At 67.4% G+C, this 21008-nt stretch carries 20 protein-coding genes; 10 read left to right on the top strand and 10 right to left on the bottom strand.

Translation table 11 applies throughout. The annotated features are described in order from the left end of the window. Positions 1 to 729: 729 nt before the first annotated feature. The 5 genes from AC1DS6_RS37515 to AC1DS6_RS37535 form a co-directional block, all read right to left on the bottom strand. Positions 730 to 2088 carry an MBL fold metallo-hydrolase RNA specificity domain-containing protein gene (locus tag AC1DS6_RS37515; protein ID WP_477104419.1) on the bottom strand — a complete coding sequence of 453 codons (1359 nt, stop codon included), beginning with the start codon at positions 2086 to 2088 and terminating at the stop codon, positions 730 to 732. A gap of 12 nt (positions 2089 to 2100) precedes the next feature. After that, positions 2101 to 2937, bottom strand: a complete 837-nt coding sequence (locus AC1DS6_RS37520; RefSeq protein ID WP_441633932.1) for a universal stress protein — start codon at positions 2935 to 2937, stop codon at positions 2101 to 2103. A gap of 56 nt (positions 2938 to 2993) precedes the next feature. Then, positions 2994 to 3416: an Hsp20/alpha crystallin family protein gene (locus tag AC1DS6_RS37525; RefSeq protein WP_477104420.1), complete on the bottom strand. Its 423-nt coding sequence runs from the start codon at positions 3414 to 3416 to the stop codon at positions 2994 to 2996. Between the two features lie 115 nt (positions 3417 to 3531). Continuing rightward, on the bottom strand, positions 3532 to 4176 hold the full coding sequence (locus AC1DS6_RS37530; RefSeq protein ID WP_441633928.1) for a response regulator: 645 nt from the start codon (positions 4174 to 4176) through the stop codon (positions 3532 to 3534). Beyond that, positions 4173 to 5525, bottom strand: a complete 1353-nt coding sequence (locus AC1DS6_RS37535) for a PAS domain-containing sensor histidine kinase (RefSeq protein WP_441633926.1) — start codon at positions 5523 to 5525, stop codon at positions 4173 to 4175. The genes AC1DS6_RS37530 and AC1DS6_RS37535 overlap by 4 nt, the downstream gene beginning before the upstream one ends. 273 nt (positions 5526 to 5798) lie before the next feature. Here AC1DS6_RS37535 and AC1DS6_RS37540 point away from each other — a divergent pair, with 273 nt between their 5' ends. From AC1DS6_RS37540 to AC1DS6_RS37555, 4 genes are all read left to right on the top strand, one after another. After that, entirely contained in the window at positions 5799 to 6230 is a 432-nt protein-coding gene (locus AC1DS6_RS37540) for a response regulator (protein WP_441633924.1), read from the top strand. Between the two features lie 110 nt (positions 6231 to 6340). Beyond that, the gene (locus AC1DS6_RS37545) at positions 6341 to 7135 is read left to right on the top strand and encodes a helix-turn-helix domain-containing protein (protein ID WP_441633922.1); all 795 of its coding nucleotides are present in this window, start codon (positions 6341 to 6343) and stop codon (positions 7133 to 7135) included. Positions 7136 to 7482: 347 nt separating this feature from the next. After that, entirely contained in the window at positions 7483 to 7767 is a 285-nt protein-coding gene (locus tag AC1DS6_RS37550) for a DUF1488 family protein (protein ID WP_441633920.1), read from the top strand. A gap of 340 nt (positions 7768 to 8107) precedes the next feature. Further along, positions 8108 to 10813 carry a bifunctional acetate--CoA ligase family protein/GNAT family N-acetyltransferase gene (locus AC1DS6_RS37555; RefSeq protein ID WP_477104421.1) on the top strand — a complete coding sequence of 902 codons (2706 nt, stop codon included), beginning with the start codon at positions 8108 to 8110 and terminating at the stop codon, positions 10811 to 10813. A 245-nt stretch (positions 10814 to 11058) separates the two neighbouring features. Here AC1DS6_RS37555 and AC1DS6_RS37560 read toward each other — a convergent pair whose 3' ends face one another. Beyond that, the gene (locus AC1DS6_RS37560) at positions 11059 to 11439 is read right to left on the bottom strand and encodes a TraR/DksA family transcriptional regulator (protein WP_441633916.1); all 381 of its coding nucleotides are present in this window, start codon (positions 11437 to 11439) and stop codon (positions 11059 to 11061) included. A 495-nt stretch (positions 11440 to 11934) separates the two neighbouring features. On the opposite strand from AC1DS6_RS37560, the gene AC1DS6_RS37565 reads away from it, so the two are divergent. Next, positions 11935 to 13452 carry a bifunctional aminoglycoside phosphotransferase/ATP-binding protein gene (locus tag AC1DS6_RS37565; protein ID WP_441633914.1) on the top strand — a complete coding sequence of 506 codons (1518 nt, stop codon included), beginning with the start codon at positions 11935 to 11937 and terminating at the stop codon, positions 13450 to 13452. 184 nt (positions 13453 to 13636) lie between these two features. Here AC1DS6_RS37565 and AC1DS6_RS37570 read toward each other — a convergent pair whose 3' ends face one another. From AC1DS6_RS37570 to AC1DS6_RS37580, 3 genes are read right to left on the bottom strand one after another with little or no spacing between them, the layout of a single operon-like run. Then, entirely contained in the window at positions 13637 to 14167 is a 531-nt protein-coding gene (locus AC1DS6_RS37570) for a flavodoxin family protein (protein WP_441633912.1), read from the bottom strand. A gap of 10 nt (positions 14168 to 14177) precedes the next feature. Next, entirely contained in the window at positions 14178 to 14315 is a 138-nt protein-coding gene (locus tag AC1DS6_RS37575; protein WP_441633910.1) for a hypothetical protein, read from the bottom strand. Positions 14316 to 14354: 39 nt separating this feature from the next. Continuing rightward, complete coding sequence (locus tag AC1DS6_RS37580) at positions 14355 to 14813, bottom strand: universal stress protein (RefSeq protein WP_441633908.1); 459 nt, start codon at positions 14811 to 14813, stop codon at positions 14355 to 14357. A gap of 209 nt (positions 14814 to 15022) precedes the next feature. On the opposite strand from AC1DS6_RS37580, the gene AC1DS6_RS37585 reads away from it, so the two are divergent. The 4 genes from AC1DS6_RS37585 (at position 15023) to mepK (ending at position 18954) form a co-directional block, all read left to right on the top strand. Then, positions 15023 to 16030 (top strand): zinc-dependent alcohol dehydrogenase family protein, encoded by a 1008-nt coding sequence (locus AC1DS6_RS37585; protein WP_441633906.1) that lies wholly within the window; start codon positions 15023 to 15025, stop codon positions 16028 to 16030. Positions 16031 to 16128: 98 nt separating this feature from the next. Then, a complete protein-coding gene (locus tag AC1DS6_RS37590; RefSeq protein WP_045237098.1) occupies positions 16129 to 16584 on the top strand; it encodes a universal stress protein in 456 nt (151 codons plus the stop codon). A 174-nt stretch (positions 16585 to 16758) separates the two neighbouring features. Continuing rightward, the gene (locus tag AC1DS6_RS37595; RefSeq protein WP_441633904.1) at positions 16759 to 18375 is read left to right on the top strand and encodes a L,D-transpeptidase family protein; all 1617 of its coding nucleotides are present in this window, start codon (positions 16759 to 16761) and stop codon (positions 18373 to 18375) included. Positions 18376 to 18393: 18 nt separating this feature from the next. Then, positions 18394 to 18954: a peptidoglycan L,D-endopeptidase MepK gene (gene mepK, locus AC1DS6_RS37600; protein WP_441633902.1), complete on the top strand. Its 561-nt coding sequence runs from the start codon at positions 18394 to 18396 to the stop codon at positions 18952 to 18954. A gap of 222 nt (positions 18955 to 19176) precedes the next feature. Here mepK and proC read toward each other — a convergent pair whose 3' ends face one another. After that, on the bottom strand, positions 19177 to 19992 hold the full coding sequence (gene proC / locus AC1DS6_RS37605; RefSeq protein ID WP_441633900.1) for a pyrroline-5-carboxylate reductase: 816 nt from the start codon (positions 19990 to 19992) through the stop codon (positions 19177 to 19179). Between the two features lie 109 nt (positions 19993 to 20101). Here proC and AC1DS6_RS37610 point away from each other — a divergent pair, with 109 nt between their 5' ends. Continuing rightward, positions 20102 to 20965 carry an IclR family transcriptional regulator gene (locus AC1DS6_RS37610; protein WP_477104422.1) on the top strand — a complete coding sequence of 288 codons (864 nt, stop codon included), beginning with the start codon at positions 20102 to 20104 and terminating at the stop codon, positions 20963 to 20965. The last annotated feature ends 43 nt before the right edge of the window (positions 20966 to 21008 follow it).

The raw sequence follows: 21008 nt of genomic DNA on the forward strand, positions 1-21008 counted from the left end.
GCCGGATGGGGCGACACCCCCTCGGGATCCGGCGAAAAGAGCGGCCGGGACCCAAACTCGCATCGCCTTAAGGCGATACTCAAACATGGGTCCCTCTTTTCCGCTCTTTTCGCCGGATCCCGAGGCGCCCCATACGGCCTGGTACACCTGCACCGCTCGCTTCGCATCGCGGGACGGTGTGGCCCGCCCTTGGGGGCGCTCCACACGGCTACCAATCGTTGGTTTGACGGGCTAGCTCCTGCGAACTGCCCCCCGCCCGCAAGCGTGGGAGCAACCCAGCGGATAGCAAGTGGCAGCCGGCGCATGGAAACTGGGAGTTTGGCGTCCGAAGAGCCAAGAGATTTCGGCGATGGGCGATATCGCCAGATCAGCGATTCGGTGTAGCCGTGTTTACCGCCCGAGGGGCGGCAAACACCGTCCCGCGATGCGAAGCGAGCCGTGCAGGTGTACCAGGCCGTATGGGGCGCCTCGTCGGCAGGCAAAAAGAGCGGAAAAGAGGGGGCCATGTTTGAGCATCGCCTTAAGGCGATGTGAGTTTGGCCCCCGGCCGCTCTTTTTGTCTGCCGACGAGGGGGGGTCGCCCCATCCGGCGCGCCTTTTTTGCCTACTTTTTTGGCAAGACAAAAAAGTAGGTCGCCGCCCCGCAGGGGTGGTGAAACTGCCTTTGACTTTAAGCTTTTGACTTTGACGTTAAGCAGTTGCAGTTGCAGTTAAACCCCACCCCCTCCCCTAATCCAACAAATACGACCGAAGATACTCCGGCATCGTAACCGCCCAACGCAACTCCCGCTCAATCCGCTGCCGCAAGGCATCACTAGCCGCCGGCTCCCCGTGCACCACGAAAGTCCGCCGCGGCGCGCTGCCGAAGCCGCCCAGCCATGTCATCAGTTCGTTGGCATCAGCATGCGCCGAGAGCGAAGTAATCTGCGCCACCGAAGCCTGGATCACAACCTGCTTCCCGTGGATCCGCAACTCCCGCATCCCCGACGCCAGCGCGGCACCGCGCGTACCGGCAGCCTGGAACCCCGACAGCAATATCGTATTGCGCGCATCCTGCCCATACGTCTCCAGGTGATGCACCACCCGCCCTCCGGTAGCCATGCCCCCGCCGGCCAGGATGATCTTGGGCGTATGGTCGCGGTTCAGCCAGACGGACTGCTGCATGCTCTGGATCAGGATGGCCATATTGCAGGCTGCCGCGCAGGCGGCGCGGTCGATCCGCAGTTCGTCCGGGTGCAACGCAAAGACCGTGGTGGCGTCGATGGCCATCGGGCTGTTGAGGTAGACCGGCACGTGCGGAACGCGGTTCTGCTGGCGTAGCTTGTAGAGGCAGTACAGCAGCGCCTGGGTGCGCCCGACGGCAAATGCGGGGATCACCACGCTGCCGCCGCGGCCAATGGTGCGGCTGACGATTTCGCCCAGCGCGTCGAACGGATCGTCCGCGGGATGGGCGCGGTCGCCATAGGTGGACTCCACCAGCAGGTGATCCGCCTCGCGAACGATCTCCGGGGCGCGCATCACGATGTCCTGCTGCCGCCCCAGGTCACCCGAGAATACGATCCGCTTGCCGTCCACATGCAAAGTGACAATCGCCGAGCCGATGATGTGCCCTGCGCGATGGAACTCCGCCTCCACGTCGGGCGTCACCCTCACCCGCGTATCGTAGTGAAACGGGTCGAGCCGGCGCAGGGCGCGCACGGCATCCGCGCCGTCGTAGAGCGGCAGCGCGGGCTGGTGGCGCGAAAACCCCTTGCGGTTGGCGTAGTGCGCATCCTCCACCGCCAGATGCGCGCTGTCGGGCAGCAGGATGTTGCACAGCTGGGCAGTGCCCATGGTGCAGAACACCCGCCCTCGAAAGCCGTTGCGCACCAGCAGCGGCAGGTACCCGCTATGGTCGATATGCGAGTGCGTGAGCACTACCGCATCGAGCGTGGCCGGATCGACCGGCAAGCGGTCCCAGTTGCGCAGGCGCAGTGCCTTGTAGCCCTGGAACAGTCCGCAGTCCACCATGACGCGGCTGTGGCCTGTGTCGAGCACATACTTGGAGCCCGTGACCGTGTCTGTGGCGCCGAGAAATTGCAGTTGCATGGCGGCGCCCTGTCAATGCGACAACAGCAGTGGCACCGGCGCCTGATACATCAGGGTGCGCGTGGTGCCACCCATGACCAGCTCGCGCAAGCGCGAGTGCCCGTAGCCTCCGGCCACCAGCATGTCGGCTCCCAGCGCGCTGGCCGCGTCGAGGAGGTTGGCGCCTACCGGCCCCGCCTTCTGCACGTTGCGCACGCCGGCAACAATGCCGTGTCGCTGCAGGTAATGCCGCAAGCCGGCCACCGGCTCCGAGTCTGCCTGCGGCTCGCCGCGATCGTCCCACACGCCGACGACGGTGACGTGGCTGGCGCGCAGCAGCAAGGGCATGGCATCGGCCACGGCGCGGGCCGCCTCGCGCTGCCCATCCCACGCGATGACCACGTGCCCGCCATGCAGCCGCCTGAACTCCGCCGGCGCCAGCAAGACCGGGCGGCCCGCGTTGAGCAGCACGTACTCGGCCGCCCCGGCGCCTAGCAAGGACACATCCTGCGTTGCCACCGGCCGGGCCATCACCACCAGGTCGGCGACGCGGGCTTCCTGCGCCACGACCCAGCCGGTTTCCTCTTCCACCGCGCGATGCGAGTACGGCACGCCCGGCGCGTACGCTTTCATGGTTTCGCTCAGCAACTCTCCCTGCAACACCGCTTGGGACAGCAGCCGGCCACGGGAGGCCGCCAGATGCCGCGCGGCGTCTTCGCCGGCGTCACGGATCGGATCCATGCGCAGGCCGGTGGCGCTGACGCCGGTGATATGCGCGCCAAAGGCGGCTGCCAGGTCGGCGGCCATCCTGATGCGAGACGCGCAGGCGGGATCCGCTCCGAGCGCGACCAGCACGGTCCGGTAGTCCATGATGTACTCCGTGTATTGGCGAGCGCGCCCGCGGGCGGACCCGGAAGACGGCGATATCAGCGGATGGTCACGCGCTGCTGCGGCGAGGCCTCCTTTTTGGGCAGTACCACCCGGAGCACGCCGTTCTCGTAGCTGGCATCGACCTTGCTCTCGTCCGCCGTGCTGTCGAGCGTAAAGGCGCGTTGCATCGACCCGCTGTAGCGCTCGCGCCGGATCACGCGCTCGCCGTCCTTCTGTTCGGAAGACTTTTCCACCTTGGCCGAGATCATCACCGTGCCGCGATCGACGGATACTTCAATATCTTCCTTCCTTGCGCCGGGAATTTCCGCGACCAGTTTGTAGTCCTTGTCGGACTCGGTCACATCGACCTTGAACGAGAACCCGCCTTCATTGCTGCCGCGAAAAGCGCGCAACATGCCTTGCAGCATGTCACCCACCGGTTCGATCGATAGCGGGTCGTAAATTCGCACGTTGCTCATTGTCGCCTCCTTGCAGTGAAGAGCCCAAATCGGGATCGGGCCCTTACTTCATGGTGGCACAGCGCCCATATCGCACCTTGTTCCAGATCAAGCGCGGCGTCCTGGGTGCCAGGCGCTAGATATCCCCTTCGTCGAACAGGCGATGGTGGATCGCGTAGCGCACCAGCGCCGCCTCGCTGGGCAACTTCAGCTTCTCCATCAGTCGCATCTTGTAGGTGCTCACCGTCTTGGCGCTGACGCAGAGCCCGGCGGCGATCTCCGTAAGCGGCTCGCCCAGTACAAGGCGGCGGTAGACCTCCATTTCGCGGTCCGACAGGCGCAGGTGGGGATCCTCGCGGTGCTCGTCCTGCAGGCTGTTGGCCAGTTTCTCGGCCATCGCGGGGCTCACGTAGATGCCACCGGCCGCGACCTTGCCGATGGCGCTGACCAGTTCCGTGGCCGCGCTTTCCTTGGTCAGATAGCCCGCCGCCCCCGCCCGGAACGCGCGCACCACGTATTGCTCCTCGGCATGCATGGTTAGTACCAGGATACGCAACTCGGGCTGCTCCACGCGCAACTGCCTGATCAGTTCCAGCCCGCTGCGGCCGGGCATGGAGAGGTCGAGCAGGATGACGCGGGGCTTGCAGTCGCGCGCCATCTGGAGCACGGCGTTGCCATCCACCGCCTCGGCCACCACCTCGAAGCCGCCTGCGCGGCTCAGGATATGGCGCAGGCCGTCGCGTACCACGGCGTGGTCGTCGGCGATCATCACGGGAATCATGTGCTTGCCTCCACGCTCGAGGTCAGGCCAAGCGGGAAGCGTACGGTCAGGCAGAAACCACCGCCTGGTGCCTGCCTGGTCGCCACTGTGCCGCGAAGCAGCCGTGCGCGCTCCCGGATCCCGACCAGCCCCAGCGATACGCGCTCGCCGCCGGCTGGCGGCGTGGCGGCATTGCCGCGGCCATTGTCCCGCACTGTCAGTTCGTAGTGGTCGTCCTGGCGAACCAGTTCGATATCGACCCGGTCGGCGTGGGCATGCTGCACGACATTGCTGAGCGCCTCCTGCACGATACGGAATACCGCGGTGGCCGCGCGCTCGCCAACGTCTTCCTCCTCCGCGGCGTGGGTGATGACGGTGATGCCATAGCGCGCGGAGAACTCCTTCGCCAGCCATTCGATCGCCGGGATCAGGCCAAGCTCGTCCAGCAATGCCGGGCGCAGGTCGGCCGCGATGCGCCGCACCGAAGCCACGGTCTCGTCAATCACAAGGTGCATGGCGGCGGCCTGGTCCAGCAGGTCAGGAGGCGTTCCCGCGTCCTTGAGATCACTTGCAAGGATCGCCAGGTCCATCTTCAGCGCGCTCAGCCGCTGGCCGAGGTCGTCGTGCAGTTCGCGGGCAATGCGGCGCCGCTCGTCTTCCCGCGACGCCTGGACCCGGTCGGACAACTGCTGAAGCTCTTCCCGCGAGCGCCGCAAGGCCGCCTCCGCCCTCACCCGCTCCGTGGTGTCCCGCAGGATGACGGTAAACAGCTTGCCGCCACCGTCCTGGGTCTGGGAGATCGATGCTTCGATCGGGAACTCCGTTCCGTCCTGGCGCAACGCATGCAGCACACGCTGCTGGCCCATCTGCCGTTCCGTGACCCCCGTCACGCCGAAGCGGCGCACGTGCGCCTCATGCGATACACGGAAACGCGCCGGCATGAAATCCCCAAGCGGCTTGCCGATCGCCGCTGCGGCTTTGCAACCGAAAAGACGCTCCGCCGTGGGGTTGAACAGCACGATGTGCTGCCCTTCGTCCACCGTGATGATGGCCTCCATCGACGAACGGATGATCCCTGCCAGCCGGGCTTCGCTTCCCTGGGTACGCGCCAGGTTCTCTTGCGCGGCGCGCCGCAGCCGCCGCAGGCGTACCAGCAGCAAGGCCAGCATGACAGCCACCGCCAGGCCCCAGGCACCAAGCATGGGCGCGGCAAGGCCGCTTGCCTCGGGAGCGAGCGCGGAGACGAACCAGAGCACCAGCAGCATGAACAGCAAAAGCATCGCGCCGGCTGCCACCAACTCGCCAAGCGTGGCGTACAGCGATGTCTTAGGGGAAGGCGGGTCCGGTGGTGGAGGCTGATTAGTCGCCATGGCTGGTCGCGAAATGCTCCCGGAGGCTCCCGGAGGGTCAGCGAGCCCCGCGGGGATCGCCGCAGACTCTGCTGTAAAGGTAGCCGATTTGTGCGAAATGCACACGCTGACCGGGATGCGCTCGCCATTCTGCGAGGCCGAAGTGGCTGGCGCTATCGGCCAGATAGCTGAAGGCCCTTGTCAGGTTTCCCTGACAAGGGCCTTCTCTTTCCGGACGACACTCTCAGCCGTCCCTTCTTTCCGGCTGCCCCGCCGTTCACCATACTCGGACACATGAACCTGCCCGCCCGTCCTGCCCCCCTGACCGTGCTGTTGCTTGAGGACTCCACCCTCATCGGCTCGCGGCAGACCAGGATGCTGCGATCGATCAGGGAGCTGGAGTTGCTCGCCTTGGCCCGGGATCCGCGTGCGGCGCTGCTGGCAGCCCAGATCCTCCTGCCCGACGTCGTCATTCTCAGCCTGGGCCGGTACGGAGGATCCTGGCTGAAAGTGCTGGAGGAACTGAAGCGGATGCGCCGCCATGCAACGGTGGTAGTCCTGAGCAACTGCTCGGTGCCGCCGATGCGCAGCGCCTACCTGCAGGCGGGCGCATCGCTCTTTTTCGACAAGACCATGGAGTTCGACGCGCTGCGTAGCGCGCTGCTCCGCCTCGCGGCGGACAAAAGAGCCGCGAGAACAACAGAACCGGAAGACGCCACGGCATAGCCCGCGCCGTCCTTTACGCCGGCAAGACGCAGCGCCGGCGCCGACAGCAAGAGCGCACCACAACCGTGGCCAGCCGAACCGGCGGGGGCCAGAAGACAAAGGAAACTGCCATGTCAGAGTATCTGCAGCGGGAAGCACCGTCAGACGCGCACATAGGATTCCTCGACGCCGAGGTCCTCGCGTCCCCGCACGGGGATAGTGCGCCACCTGCCGGCGTGGCCCACAGGGCAAACTGCTCAAGCTGCGCAATGCGCGCCATCTGCATGGGCGGCAACCTGAACGATGCGGATCGCTCCAGGCTCGATACCATGATCCATAACTGGCGCATGGTCCGGCGCGGCGAGGCGCTTTACCGCGCCGGCGACGCGTTCCAGAGCATCTACGCCCTGCGCTCCGGATCGTTCAAGACGGTGGTCTCGCACCAGAACGGCTGCGAACAGGTGAGCGGCTTCTTCCTCACTGGCGAGACGCTTGGGCTCGATGGCATCTGCACCGAGCACCACGCCTGCGACGCCATTGCCCTGGAAGACAGCGCCGTATGCGTGATCCCCTTCCACCTGCTCGAAGCGCTCTGCCGGGAAATGCGCTCCCTGCAACAGCACGTGCACCGGATGCTAAGCAGCGAAATCGTGCGTGAATCAGGTGTCATGCTGCTGCTCGCCAGCCTTTGCGCCGACCAGCGCGTGGCGGCATTCCTGCTCAATATCTCGGCGCGCCAGCATGCGCGCGGCTACTCCCGCAGCGAACTCACCCTGCGCATGACGCGCGAAGAAATCGGCAGCTACCTGGGCATGAAGCTCGAGACCGTCAGCCGCACCTTGTCGCGCTTCCAGCGCGACGGCTTCATCGATGTAAAAGGCAAGCGCGTGACACTGCTGGATCTTGACGCGCTGGACCGGATCTAGGCCGGATCCGGAAACCTGGCAAGGCGCGCGGCCCCCGATATCCAGCTCGTGCGGCAGCGTGCGCGCCCGCCTGGGCCCAATGCCAGGAATCGTCAGCAACCCGGCCACCGAGCCCGGCACCTCCCCGTGCAGACGCAGCGGCATCGCCTGCACGCTTTCGCGCAGGCCGCGCACCACGCGTGCCGCCTTGTGCCGGCTTGACGTCCGTCAGGAATATGCGTGGTTCGGCTTGCGGCTGCAACCGCAATGCCTAGACTGCAGAGAGTCGATGCGGCGGGCTCACGGGCGGGCTCGCCGCTTTCGCCGTTTCCGTCGTTTTCTTTGCTCTCGCCCCGGGGGGGCCATCCATGACCATCAAACAGATCATTTTCCCCAAAGCCCGCCCCTCTTATTGCCCGGCCGCTCTCTCTCTGGAATGCCCTGTCAGCGTGAACGGCACGCCAGCCAGCTACGCGATCACGGCCGAGGCGCTGGAAGACCACTTCGGTGCGCGCTCGCACCGGCCGGAGGACCTGATCCAGGCCTTCGAAGGACACCGCGACGATATCGAAGGGGTGGCCCGGCAACTGTTCGAAATGACCGCGGCACACAATATTGTGCTGCACAGCGGTCATTTTCGCTTTGCGGTATAGCGCACCCGCGCCGGCACGCCCGGGTGGATCATGGCATTGCGTGAACTGACCAGCCGCCGCTTGGACGACGGGGCGGAAGAGCACTGCGCGGCCCGGGACATCGTGCGGGCCGGGCGCGCGCGGATGGTGGCGCTCAGCGCGCCGCGGATAAGGGGGGACCGGAAATTGCGGGTGCCAGCGTGAACGATGCCCCCGGACAAGCGGCTTGCGCTGGATCAAGTGCTGGCGGCGGGGCTGGCGGATACTCCGGTCAACACCGGCCAGGCGCACGGCTGAATTCCGATCTGGCGCCCTCCCGTGCCCGCGCAAGCACGGATGCACCCCAACCGCCCCGACCACGATGAGCATCCGCAACCTGGAACACCTGTTCCGTCCGCGCTCGGTCGCCGTGATCGGCGCGTCCGGGCGCCCGCACAGCGTAGGCGCCACCGTGTTGGCCAACCTCTGTGCCGGCGGCTTTGCCGGCCCGATTTACGCGGTGAACCCGAAGTACCGGGAACTGAACGGCCAGCCCTGCTACCACCGCCTCGCCGCGCTGCCCGATGTGCCCGATCTGGCCGTGATCTGCACGCCGCCCGATACGGTGCCGGGCCTGATCGCCGAACTCGCCGGACGCGGCACCCTGGCCGCCGTGGTCCTGACCGCTGGACTCGCGCGTGCGGCCGGATCCAGCGGGGAGACGCTGCAACAGGCGATGCTCGGCGCCGCCAGGCCGCACCTGCTGCGCATCCTCGGTCCCAACTGCGTGGGCCTGATGGTGCCGGGGCTGGGGTTGAACGCCAGCTTTGCACATGCGCCCGCCCTGCCCGGCAAGCTGGCCTTCGTCTCGCAATCCGGCGCGCTGACCACGGCGGTGCTCGACTGGGCGCGATCGCGCCAGATCGGTTTTTCGCACTTCGTCTCGCTGGGCGACAGCGCCGACGTCGACCTGGCGGACGTACTCGACTACCTCGGCAGCGAACCGGACACGCAGGCGATCCTGCTCTACGTGGAAGCGGTCAGGTCCGGCCGCAAGTTCATGTCCGCCGCGCGCGCGGCCGCGCGCAACAAGCCCGTGCTGATCATCAAGGCCGGGCGGGTTCCCGAAGGCGCAAAAGCGGCTACCTCGCACACGGGCGCGCTGGCGGGCGCCGACGATATCTATGACGCGGCGATACGCCGCGCCGGCATGCTGCGCGTGTATTCCACCGAGGAAATGTTCGATGCGGTGGAGACGCTTGCGCGTGCGCGGCCGCTGGCCGGCGATCGCCTGGCGATCATGACCAACGGCGGCGGCGCGGGCGTCATGGCTACCGATGCCTTGATCCTCGGCGGCGGTCGGCTGGCCACGCTGGAGAACGGCACGCTCAAGCAGCTGGACAAGGTGCTGCCGCCGACCTGGTCGCACGGCAATCCCGTCGACATCGTCGGGGATGCTCCCGTCGAACGCTATGTGGAAACCCTGCAGCTGCTTGCGGCGGACCCTGGCGGCGATGCCATCCTGATCATCCACGCGCCCACGGCGATCGTGCCCAGCAGCGATATCGCCATCGCCCTGACAAGCAAGCCGTTGACAGCATCGCGCCCCGTATTTGCGAGCTGGCTTGGTGGCGACTCGGTGGCGCACGCGCGCCAGATCTGCCGGCACGCCGGGCTCCCCACCTACGACACGCCAGAGCAGGCGGTGCGCGGCTTCCTGCAGGCCGTGGCCTATCGCCATAACCAGGAACTCCTGATGGAGACGCCGCCATCGGTGCCGGCCGGCCCCGCGCCTGACACCGAACGCGCGCGCCAGTGCATCCGCGATGCGCTAGCCGCAGACCGGCCGATGCTGACAGAGCCCGAGGCCCGCACCGTCCTCGCAGCCTATGGCATCCCCGTAGTGGAGACCCGGACCGCCGGCGATATCGACACCGCCGTCGCCGCCGCCGAAGCCCTCGGCTTTCCGGTTGCCGTGAAAATCCTGTCGCGGGATATTACGCATAAATCGGATGTGGGCGGCGTGGCGCTGAACCTGCAGTCGGCTGGCCAGCTGCGGCAGGCCCTGGAGCGCATGCAGGCCCGCATTCGCGGCGAACAACCCCGGGCCCGGCTCGATGGCTTCACCGTGCAGCGTATGATCAGCCGGCCAGGCGCGTTCGAACTGATCGTGGGCGCCACCACCGATCCGGTGTTCGGCCCGGTGGTGCTGTTCGGCCACGGCGGCACCGCCGCGGAGCGCATCGCCGACCGCGCCATCGCCCTGCCGCCGCTGAACGTCAGCCTGGCGAAAGATCTTGTCAGCCGCACGCGGATTGCGAAGCTGCTCGACGGCTACCGGGACCAGCCGCCAATCCGGCACGACGCCCTGTACCAGGTCCTGATGCAACTGTCGCAACTGCTGTGCGACCTGCCGGAAATCGTTGAGCTCGATATCAATCCGCTGCTGGCCGATGGCGCCGGCGTGCTGGCGCTGGACGCGCGAATCGGCGTGGCCCCCGCCATGCAGCCTGGGGCCGCCCGCCTTGCCATCCGCCCCTATCCCAAAGCGCTTGAGGAAACGGTGACATGGCACGGCGCACCATTGCTGCTGCGCCCGGTGCACCCCGAAGACGAGCCCGCTTACCAGGCATTTTTCGCCGCCCTGGCGCCGGAGGATATCCGCATGCGTTTTTTTTGCATGATCCGGCAGCCGCCGCACAGCCAGCTCGCACGCATGACCCAGATCGACTACGCACGCGAGATGGCGTTCGTCGCCGTCAGTCCGGCAGGCAGCGGGCCGAAGGCCATCCTGGGCGAAGTAAGGGCCGTGGCCGACCCCGACAACCTGCGTGCCGAGTTCGCCGTGACGGTGCGCTCCGACTGCAAGCGCCAGGGCATCGGCGGCCTGCTGCTGCGCAAGATGGTGGCCTATTGCCGCGCACACGGCACGCGGGAACTGGTCGGGACCACGCTGGCGACCAATACGGCGATGCTCCGGCTCGCCGAAAGCAGCGGCATCCACGTTCTGCGCGGCGACCGGCCGGCCAGCGACGGCGTGGAACTCCGCCTTTTGCTGACGGAGCCATCCGCGGCCAATGCGCCATGACCGGTCCGCCCCGCCATGGCCGGCTCCTTTGGCGAGCAGAATGCGCAAGCCGTCGTGATCGCCGAACCCTTCTAGCGCGGCCGAAGTGCGCGCGCCCTTGCTACAGCGCGCCATTGGTGTGATCTACCTGCCAGAATCGGAGCGAGCAAGCCACTATTTCGCCGCCGCCATTGCAGCGGCTGTATTGCGGACTCACCTTGCGGACACCCCTTGGCGGGTCCGGACGCGGGAAAAACCGGCGAGGTTCATCGCCTGCCGCCCGGCGCCCCGAACATGTGCTCCTGCTTGCGCTGGCATGGCGTGCAGCGCCTGGCGGTGGGGTACGCTTGCAGGCGCGGAAAGGGAATGGGCTCGCCGCAGTCCTGGCACGCGCCGTAGCGCAGCTTGCCGATGCGCGCCCGCGCCGCTGCAATGTCGGCCAGTTCCATGCGGTAGTGCTCGGTCATCGCATCGTCCATGCGCTCCCCGGCGGTCTGCCCGGCAAGTTCGGCGTTGCCGCCCGGCTCGGCGCCCGCGGACACAGTGCGGGTCACGGCCACCGCATCCATCTGGCCGCGGATCCTTTGCTCGATGCCGTCCAGCAAGGCAACCAGGCTGGAGAGTTGCTCTTTGGTCAATTCGGACATGGTGCACTCCCGGTGCGCGTCGAGGCGAGTCCACTCAATGATGCAATGACGCCGGGCCAGCGGCTTGCGCCAGATCAAATGTCGTGATGCGGATCTTGTCGCCCCCAGCGGCATCCCGGATAACGCCGGGGGCGGCAGGGACCATGGCGCCGGCCCTGGGCTTGGGCGGCCGCCACCATTCGGATCCTGCCGCGCAGCCCGCGCAAAGGATGGCCGCAAGGCAAACCGCGAGGCCGCGCAAACGCGCGGCGCCGCTGCCCAAGCCCTCATCGGAACGTTTCATCCGCATTGCCGCTCTCCCGTCGCCGGCGCAGCGGCTGCCGGCATGAAGCATCCGCAGCGTTGCGCGCCAGACCCCTGTGCCGCTTCAATATAGGCGGGTAGCCGCCGCCCGGCTTGATCCCCGTCAAGCTAGCTTCCGGTGGCCCGCATAGCATGGAAGCATGACCTGTCCAGAGTGCAAACAGGGAGACAGCTACCCAGGGAGATCCCAGCATGGATTCGGCGGTACTCACGCAAGCCCTGATGTGCCCCGCGGCCTACCCGCACCCGGTAGACAAAGTCAGCCTCATCGAGACGCACATTTCGCAAGTCTTCCTGGCCGGCTCCTTTGCTTACAAGGTGCGCAAGCCTGTGCACCTCGACTTCGTCGATTTCTCCACGCTGGCCGCGCGTAAAGTGGATTGCGAGGCCGAAGTGGAATTGAATCGCAGGATGGCGGCGGCGCTCTATCTCGGCGTGGTACCGGTCGTGGCGGGGCCATGCCAGCGCGATGTCCGCGTGGAAGGTACTGGCGAGGCGCTGGAGTTTGCGGTGAAAATGCGCCGCTTCCGGCAGCGAGACCTGCTTTCCGCCATGGCGGAGACAAATCGGCTGACCGGTCTCCATATCGAAACGCTGGCCCGCCGGCTTGCGGCGATCCACCTGGCTGCGCCCGTGGCCGGCGACGGCACCGGCCACGGCACGCCGGCGCGGATCACGGCGGTGATGGAACAGGCCTTGGCCGGCGTCGCCGCTCTCGCCTCCGGCACGGCTGCGGCGGCACGCGTGGCGGCGCTCCTGCGCGAACGGGCCGCGGCCCTGCAGCCCGCGTTTGCCAAACGGCTGGCAAGCGGTCATGTGCGGGAGTGCCACGGCGACCTGCACCTTGGCAATATCGTCATGATCGATGGCGCGCCCACGCCTTTTGACTGCCTTGAGTTCGATGCCGGGCTGCGCTGGATCGACACGATCAGCGATACCGCCTTTCTCTTCATGGATCTGCTGCATGCTGGCCGGCAAGACCTTGCCTATTGCCTGATCAATACCTACCTGGAATGCAGCGGCGACTATGCCGGCCTGACCGTGCTGCCGTTCTACACGGCGGTGCGCGCCGTGGTGCGCGCGCGCGTGCTGCTTGAGCGGGCGCGCCAGCGCAGCGTGGGGGGAACCAGCACCGCCGAACAAGCGGCGGCGACGCAGGTGCGCTGCAACGATCTGCTTGCGCTGGCCTGTGGCGTCCTGACGCGCCGGCCGGGCGCGATTATCATCATGCATGGCCTCTCCGGCAGCGGCAAAAGCACCGTTTCAGAGCAACTGGCGCTGGCCGCGGCCATGGTCCGCGTACGCTCCGACGTGGAGCGCAAGCGTCTGCCGCGTGGCAACCCCACGCTGCGTCATGATCATTACTCGCCTGGCGATACCGCCCGCGTCTACCGGCGGCTGCTGGGAATCTGCCGGCTTGGCAGCGGCGCGGGCGTTCCGATGATCGCCGACGCGACCTTCCTGGCGCGCGAGCAGCGGCTGCGTTTCGCGTCGCTGGCCGCGCGCCGGGGCGTGCCTTTTTCCATCGTCGATTGCAATGCCGACCTGGCTACCCTGCGCGAACGCATCGCCACGCGCGCGCGCCAGGGCGGCGACCCGTCCGACGCGGACCTTCAGGTGCTGGAGTGGCAACGGCGCGCGCAAGAGCCATTGGGCAGCGACGAATGGGGCCATGTGGTGCGCATTGCCGGCGCCGGATCAGCCGGCTGATGCGGGTCAGGCCGCGCGATCGATGCCGAGCCGAGCCCGAAGCGATATCGCTGAACGAGGACCAGGTGCCGTTGCCGGCGCGGAATGCTGGGCTTTCCCGTCAGCGCCATAACGCAGTAAGCGCGGTAAGCGCAGTAAGCAAGGGCGCTGAGGCAACAACGCGGTAGCGCGCGGGCGCGGCGGCTCAGGCCTCTTTCGGCGAAAGCCACGCAGGCCGCTGCGCGCTCCCGGCACGTCCGTTCGCGGCTTCCACCTGGTCCGCGAAGGCGCGCAGGTCCGGCAGTGCCGCCCCGCTGGCCACCTCGCTCTGGCGCAGCGCCAGTACCGGCGACGACGGCGCCGCGGCCAGGCGGGAAACCTCCGCCGCCGCAGTGAAGGCGCCTTGCCGCGCCATCACGCAGATCACCGAGGTCTCGCAGGTCAGCGGCAGGTGGTCGCGCAGGAAGCTGCGCATGGGAGCGGCAAGGTGGCCGACCCAGACGGGCGCGACGATGACAAGCCGCCGGCACTTGTCCAGCGCCGGGCCGGCGTAGCGGTAGCCTACGCGCCGGTGCAGCACGATATCGAACACGCAGCGCGCATCGCCCAGCAAGCCGGCGCGGCTGGTCTGGTCGCTGACCTCCGCGAGCGGCCAGCCCGAATACGCCGCCAGTGCTTCCGCGGCCTGCCGGGCCGTTCCGGTGCGCGAGTAATAGACGATCAGGATGTCTTCCATCAATGGCTCCTCAACGCTGGATCCGGGTAGTCCGCGTGCCGGCCAGCGACAGGTTGATCATGATGCTGGCGTACTGCATGACATTCCCGCGCCGCTGGTGTGCCAGCAACCAGTCTGGGAAGCGTCCGGAGGGGGACCATTGATTCACGTCAAGCCAGTTGCCACGCTTTTGCCCGCTGACGCCCCGTTACGCCGCGGCCGGGGGCGCATGCACCAGCAGTACCGGCTGGCGGCATTGCCGCACCAGCCCCTCCGCCACGCTGCCCATCAGCAGGCGCCGCACGCCGCGTCGCCCGTGCGTGCCCACCACGATCAGCTCGGCATGCGTTTGTTGCGCCGCCTGCTCGATCGCGCTGGCGACGTCGCCCAGCGCCAGCGGCTCGTCCACGATCAGCGTCTTGCATGCCACCTGCTGCGCAGCGGCCTTGGCCTTGGCCTCGTCCAGCAGGGACTGCCCGCCTTCGAGCAGGCTGGCGCGCAGGTCTGTCAGGTCGACATAGCCAACCTCGTACCTGAGGTAGCTGTTATCGATGACATGCATCACGGTGACTTCCGAGCCCATCGCGGCGGCCAAGTGGAGAGCCTCCGCCAGCGCCCGGTCGGCCGATTCGCTGCCGTCCACGGCAACCAGGATCTTGCTGTACATCCTCTACCTCCCGCACCCGCGGCAAGCCCGCTTTCAACATTTCCAGTCTGGACGTCCGCGCGAAGTCCATGTTGATTTGGATCATGGCTTGCGCAGCTTTCCGGGGGCACCGCCTTGCGTGCCCCGTTGACGTGGATCAGGCGCCGGCGGCCGGCATGGCCTAGCATGAAATCCGGGCGCCTCATGGTGAGGCCGCGGAGGATGGCAATATGCAGGATTCAATGCGCGCGATGGTCTTCGACGGCGCCGGACCGGTTCTGCGCCTGGCACGCGTGCCGGTACCGCGTCCGGGCCCTGGCGAGGTCCGTATCGCCGTAAGCACTTGTGGCGTGTGCCGCACCGACCTGCACATTCTCGACGGCGAACTCGCGCACCCCAAAAACGCGCTGATTCCCGGACACGAGATCGTCGGCAGGATCGAATCCTGCGGCGAAGGCGTGAGCGGCCTCGCCCCTGGCGACCGGGTCGGCGTACCCTGGCTCGGGCAGACCTGCGGGCACTGCGGCTTCTGCGCGGCGCAGCGCGAAAACCTGTGCGACACGCCCCAGTTCACCGGCTATACGCGCGACGGCGGCTATGCCGAGTACGTCGTGGCAAACAGCCGCTATTGCTTTCCCATCCCGGAGCGCTACGACGACGTGCATGCGGCGCCCCTGCTGTGCGCGGGCCTGATCGGCTACCGCACGCTGCGCATGGCCGGAGACGCGCGGCGTATCGGCATCTACGGCTTCGGCGCGGCGGCCCACCTGGTGACGCAGATCGCAGTGGCGCAGCAGCGCGAAGTCTTCGCCTTCACGCGGCCCGGCGACCCCGCCGCCTGCCAGCTCGCCCGCGACACCGGAGCCTGCTGGACGGGTCCCAGCGACCAGCCCGCGCCACGGCCGCTCGATGCCGCGCTGATTTTCGCGCCGGTCGGCGCGCTGGTGCCGATGGCGCTGCAAGCCGTCGCCAAGGGTGGCACGGTGGTCTGCGGCGGCATCCACATGAGCGACATCCCTGGCTTTCCGTATCGCCTGCTATGGGAGGAGCGGTCGATCGTGTCGGTGGCCAACCTCACGCGCGGAGATGGCCTCGCATTGATGGGGATCGCGCAGGCCACACCGCTGCGCACCGCCACCACCGTCTATCCGCTGGAGCAGGCGGGTGCCGCGCTGGACGACCTGCGCGCGGGCCGCCTGGCCGGCGCGGCGGTATTGCGCGTCGCCCAGGCTGCTTGACGTACGTCAATACGCCAACTGTGCCGCGCCTTATGCTGCTGGTGGACGCGGCGCCCATGCGCGCCCGCCTTGCGACATCCAGCCCGGAGGCACGGATCATGTACCAGAAAATTCTGCTCGCGGTGGACGGCAGCCGTTCTTCGGAACTGGCCCTGAGCCAGGCCATCACGGTCGCCAAGGCGACCGGCAGCGAGGTAAAGGTGCTCTTCGTCGCGGACGACAGCGATATCCTCTTCTCCGTTGGCAGCTACGATCCCGACAAGCTGATGGAAGGTATCCTTGCCGTGGGGCGCGACGCGCTGGCGGCCGCCGCCACGCGCCTGGCGGAAGCCGGCGTTCCGCATACGACCAAGGTCCTCGAGACGCCCGTTTCCCCCGGGCAGGTCTCCGCTACCATCGTGGAGGAAGCCGACCGCTGGGATGCGGACCTGATCGTGGTCGGCACGCACGGCCGACGCGGCTTCCGGCGCCTGGTCATGGGCAGCGTGGCTGAAGGCGTGGTGCACAAGAGCAACAAGCCGGTGCTGATGGTCCGCAGCGAGATCCCGGAGTGAATGCGCAACGGGGACCGCGGGCCCCATGCCGGCGGCACCTGTCCGCCGTATGGACAAGATGGATGGCTGGAATACAGGAGCCGATCCTTTGACAAGCACGCCACAGTGACAAGCGCTCCACAGTTAAGGGGCCGACCGCGCCCGACGTTTCCCCGACCGGCCATGCACGGGCAGATGCGTGGCACTTCCTTTTTCCGCCGCAACGGCGCGGCCGTGCGCGGAATCGTGGCCGGCTTGCTGGGCGCGTGGGCCTTGAGCTGCCATGCGGGCACGCTGGCCGCGGATACCACGCTCTGGTTCTCGCAGGGCCGCCCCACCGCCGAAGCACGGCAGGCGGCCGATATCCTCGCCGCCGCCGCGGCCGACGGGCTGGAACCCCGCGACTATGACGCCGGGGACCTGCGCCGCGCGCTTGGCCAGGCGGCGGACGGCCCGCCGCTGGCGCCTGAAGCCGTGGACTTGCTTGACGACAGGCTGACGGCGGCGATGGAACACTATCTCGCCGACCTGCACGGCGGCCGGGTCGATCCGCGCACGATCCACGAGAATTTTGCCGCGGCGCCGGACGGCCAGTTCAATCCGTCGGCCTACCTGCGCGCAGCCGTCGCCGGGCACGATCTGCCCGAGGCAGTCCAGCGGGCGGCGCCGGCGTTCCCGCTCTATGGCACCCTGCGCGGGGCGCTTGCCCGCTATCGCGCGCTGGCTGGCCATGCGGCCTGGCAGGCACCACTGCCACCGCTGCCGGGCAGGAAGCTGGTGAGCGGCCAGGCCTACGCCGGCGTGCCGGCGCTGACGCAGCGCCTGATCGCCCTCGGCGACCTGCCCGTGGACACGCCAGCCCCGGAACGCTACGAAGGCGCGATGGTGGATGGCGTCAAGGCGTTCCAGGCCCGCCACGGGCTGGACGCGGACGGCGAGATCGGCGCGGGAACGTTCGCCCAGCTGAATGCGCCGGTCGCCGGCCGCGTACGGCAGATCGAGCTGACGCTGGAGCGCCTGCGCTGGACGCCCTTGCTGGAAGGCCCGCGCATGATCGTGGTCAACGTGCCGGAGTTCGTGTTGCGTGCCTACGAGGTCCACGACGCCCATGTCCAGGTCAAGGCGGAGATGAAGGTCATCGTCGGCAAGGCGCTCGACACGCGGACACCGCTCTTCAAGGAGGACATGCGGTTTATCGAGTTCAGCCCATACTGGAACGTCCCGCCCTCCATTGCGCGCGCGGAGACCGTGCCCAGGCTGCGCCGCGACCCCGGCTATTTCGAGCGGCAAGGCTTCGAGTTCGTCGGTGGCGACGGCAAGGCGGTGACCACGCTATCGGCGGCCAGCCTGGACGCCGTCCAGCGCGGGCAACTGCGCATCCGGCAGCGGCCGGGACCGATGAATGCGCTTGGCGACATCAAGTTCATCTTCCCCAATAACGACAATATCTACCTGCATCACACGCCCGCGCCCGGCCTGTTCGCGCGCGGCCGGCGCGACCTGAGCCATGGCTGCATCCGTGTCGAGGAGCCGGTGGCGCTGGCCAGCTTTGTGCTGCAGGACACACCCGGCTGGACCGAAGCGCGCATCCGCGAGGCCATGGAGCGGGGACAGTCCAGCACGCTGCGGCTGCCACAGCCGCTGCCGGTGGTGCTCGCGTACGGCACTGCCATCGTCAAGGCCGACGGGCGCGTTTATTTCTTCCCCGATATCTACGGGCTCGACAAGGTGCTGGACGAGGCGCTGCGGCAACGGTCCGCCAGCCGGCGGGCTTTTGCCTCGGCGCCAATGCGCCCACAATCGCCGTATTAGTCCAGGGAAAAGCGTCCGATGACCAAACCGCCGAGCGAACCCCGCCGCCTGTTCCTGAGCCGCACCGGCAAGCTGGCCCTGGCCGGCGCCGTGCTGCCGCTGGCGCCTTTGCCTGCCCTGGCAACGCTGCCGGACGCCCGCGGCCTCGCCTTCGACCACACCCACACCGGCGAGCGCATCGCCGTGGTCTACGCCGTGGGCGAGCAGTTCGTGCCCGAGTCGCTGGCCGCGCTCAACCGGTTCCTGCGCGATCACTACTCCGGCGAGGTCGGCGTCATCGACCCGCAACTGTTCGCACTGCTTTACCGCCTGAAACAAACACTGTGCTGCGAGGCGCCCTTCCAGGTCATCTCCGGCTATCGCAGTCCGGCCACCAACGCGCGCCTGCGCAAGACGCGCGGCGGCGGCGTGGCCAGCCATAGCCTGCATATGGACGGCAAGGCCATCGATATCCGCCTGCCCGGCGTGCCGCTGGCCGAGCTGCGCGATGCCGCCCTGTCGCTGCGTGGCGGCGGCGTGGGCTTCTATCCGCAAGAGCAGTTCGTGCACGCGGACACCGGGCGCGTGCGCGACTGGTAGTCAGTCGGTCACCTCCGGTCGCCCGGCGACGGCGCAATGTCGCTGCTTTCTCCTCGATTGCCTCGATTGCCATGATCGCCGCTCCGTCCCTTCTCAGGCCAAATAATTGATATACAATTACATCAATCGAAATATGATGACCTGGGCACTGGCCGGCTGACGCTTCCGGGCTGCATACCGGCTAGCCCTGGCTGGCGAAGGACAGGTATGCGGATCCGGCTGTCAGGCGATGCTCCCGAGTTCGGCGCTGCGGTGCGCCGCGGCCTGGATGGCCTCGACGAACAGGGCCTGGAGATGGTTCTTTTCCATGGCGCCGATGCCTGCGGCAGTCGTGCCGCCGGGCGAGGTCACCCGCTGGCGCAGCGTGGCGGCTGCCTCGCTGCTGCCCCGCGCCAGCGCAGCGGCGCCCAGGAACGTCTGCTGCGCGAGCTGGGTGCCCTGCCAGGCCGGCAGGCCGAGCTTTTCCGCGGCTTGCTCCATGGCTTCGATGAAGTAGAAGACATAGGCGGGGCCGCTGCCGGACAGCGCGGTGATGGCGTCCAGCTGGTCTTCGCGCTCCACCCACGTGACCTCGCCGACAGCGCCTGCGATGGTATCCGCCATCTTCCGGTCGGCTGACGACAGGGTCCTGGCCGCCGCCATGCCGGTGATGCCCTGGCCGATGAGCGCCGGTGTGTTCGGCATCGCGCGGACCAGGCGCGGGCGGTTGCCGAGCCAGTCCGCCAGCGCCTGCAGCCGGATGCCGGCTGCCACGCTGATCACCAGCGCATCACCGAGGCATTCGCGCAGGGATTCGCAGACTACGCGCATGACTTGTGGCTTGACGGCAAGGACCACGACGTCCGCATCCGTGAGCGTGCGATCGGCGGCGGGCAGTACCCGGAGCCCATACTCGCGGGCCAGGCGCTCGCGGATGCCCTCGACGGGATCGATGACGGTCAGGTTTTCCACGGCGGCGCCATTCGCCAGCACGCCGGCAATGATGGCGCTTGCCATATTGCCGCCACCGACGAACACTATTTTGAGCTTGTTCAGCATTTCATCTCCCATCTCGTTTGCATCATGCAAGCGAACAACAATCCCCACTGCGCGCGCCACGGGCCATGCCCTGCCGCGCGCGTGAGCACCAAATACGACAGGATCGACAGTGGAACCAAAATCAACCCGCGCCCGCAAGCCGGCGGCGACAGTCAATGAAGATCAGCCGGTGGAAAAAACCAGACAACCGGATCCCACCGATTCGGCCCTGTTTGTCGGCTCCACCGCCAAGACCTTCCGCGTTCTGCATGCCTTCGACGGGCCGATCCGCCATATGACGCTGGCCGATATCGCCAAGGCCGCGCAGCTCGACCGCAGCGCGACGCAACGCATCGTCTATACGCTGGAAACGCTCGGCTACCTGCGCCGGATCGCGGAAACAAAGACCTATGGCCTCACGTCGAAGCTGCTGCAGTTCTCCTTCAACTACGTCCGCGCCAACGAACTGATCGACAAGGCACTGCCCTACCTGCAGGACATCAACCGCACCGTGGGCGAGACCACCAACCTGCAGGAACTCGACGGCCATGAGATCGTGTTCGTCGCGCGTATCCTGAGCCGGCATCTGGTCAACATGGATATTGCGGTGGGCAGCCGCTTGCCCGCGTTCTGCACGTCGTCCGGCACCGCGATCCTGTCGCGTCTCCCGGAGGCGGAATGCGAAGCCATCCTCGGCGCGTGCGAACGCGTCGCCATTACGCCGTACACAGAGGTGCATCTCGGGAAACTGCGCCGGCGCATCCAGCATGCGGCGGAGAAAGGCTACGCGATCATCGCCAACGAGACGGTGATGGGCGATATCTCCGTGGCGGCGCCCATCCTCGATCACCGCGGCCGTCCCGTCGCCGCCATCAATATCTCGGTGCCGACCTCGCGCTGGACGCCGGAAAAGGTGGAGTCCGAGCTTGCCAAGCACGTGCAAGTGGCCGCGACCTCGATCTCCAAAGCCAAGTTCACGGAGTACGGGCGCTGATACGCCGCCCGCGCGCGGCGGCGTGCCCAGGGCCACCGGCCCG

Source organism: Cupriavidus sp. 05L310 (assembly GCF_056398185.1).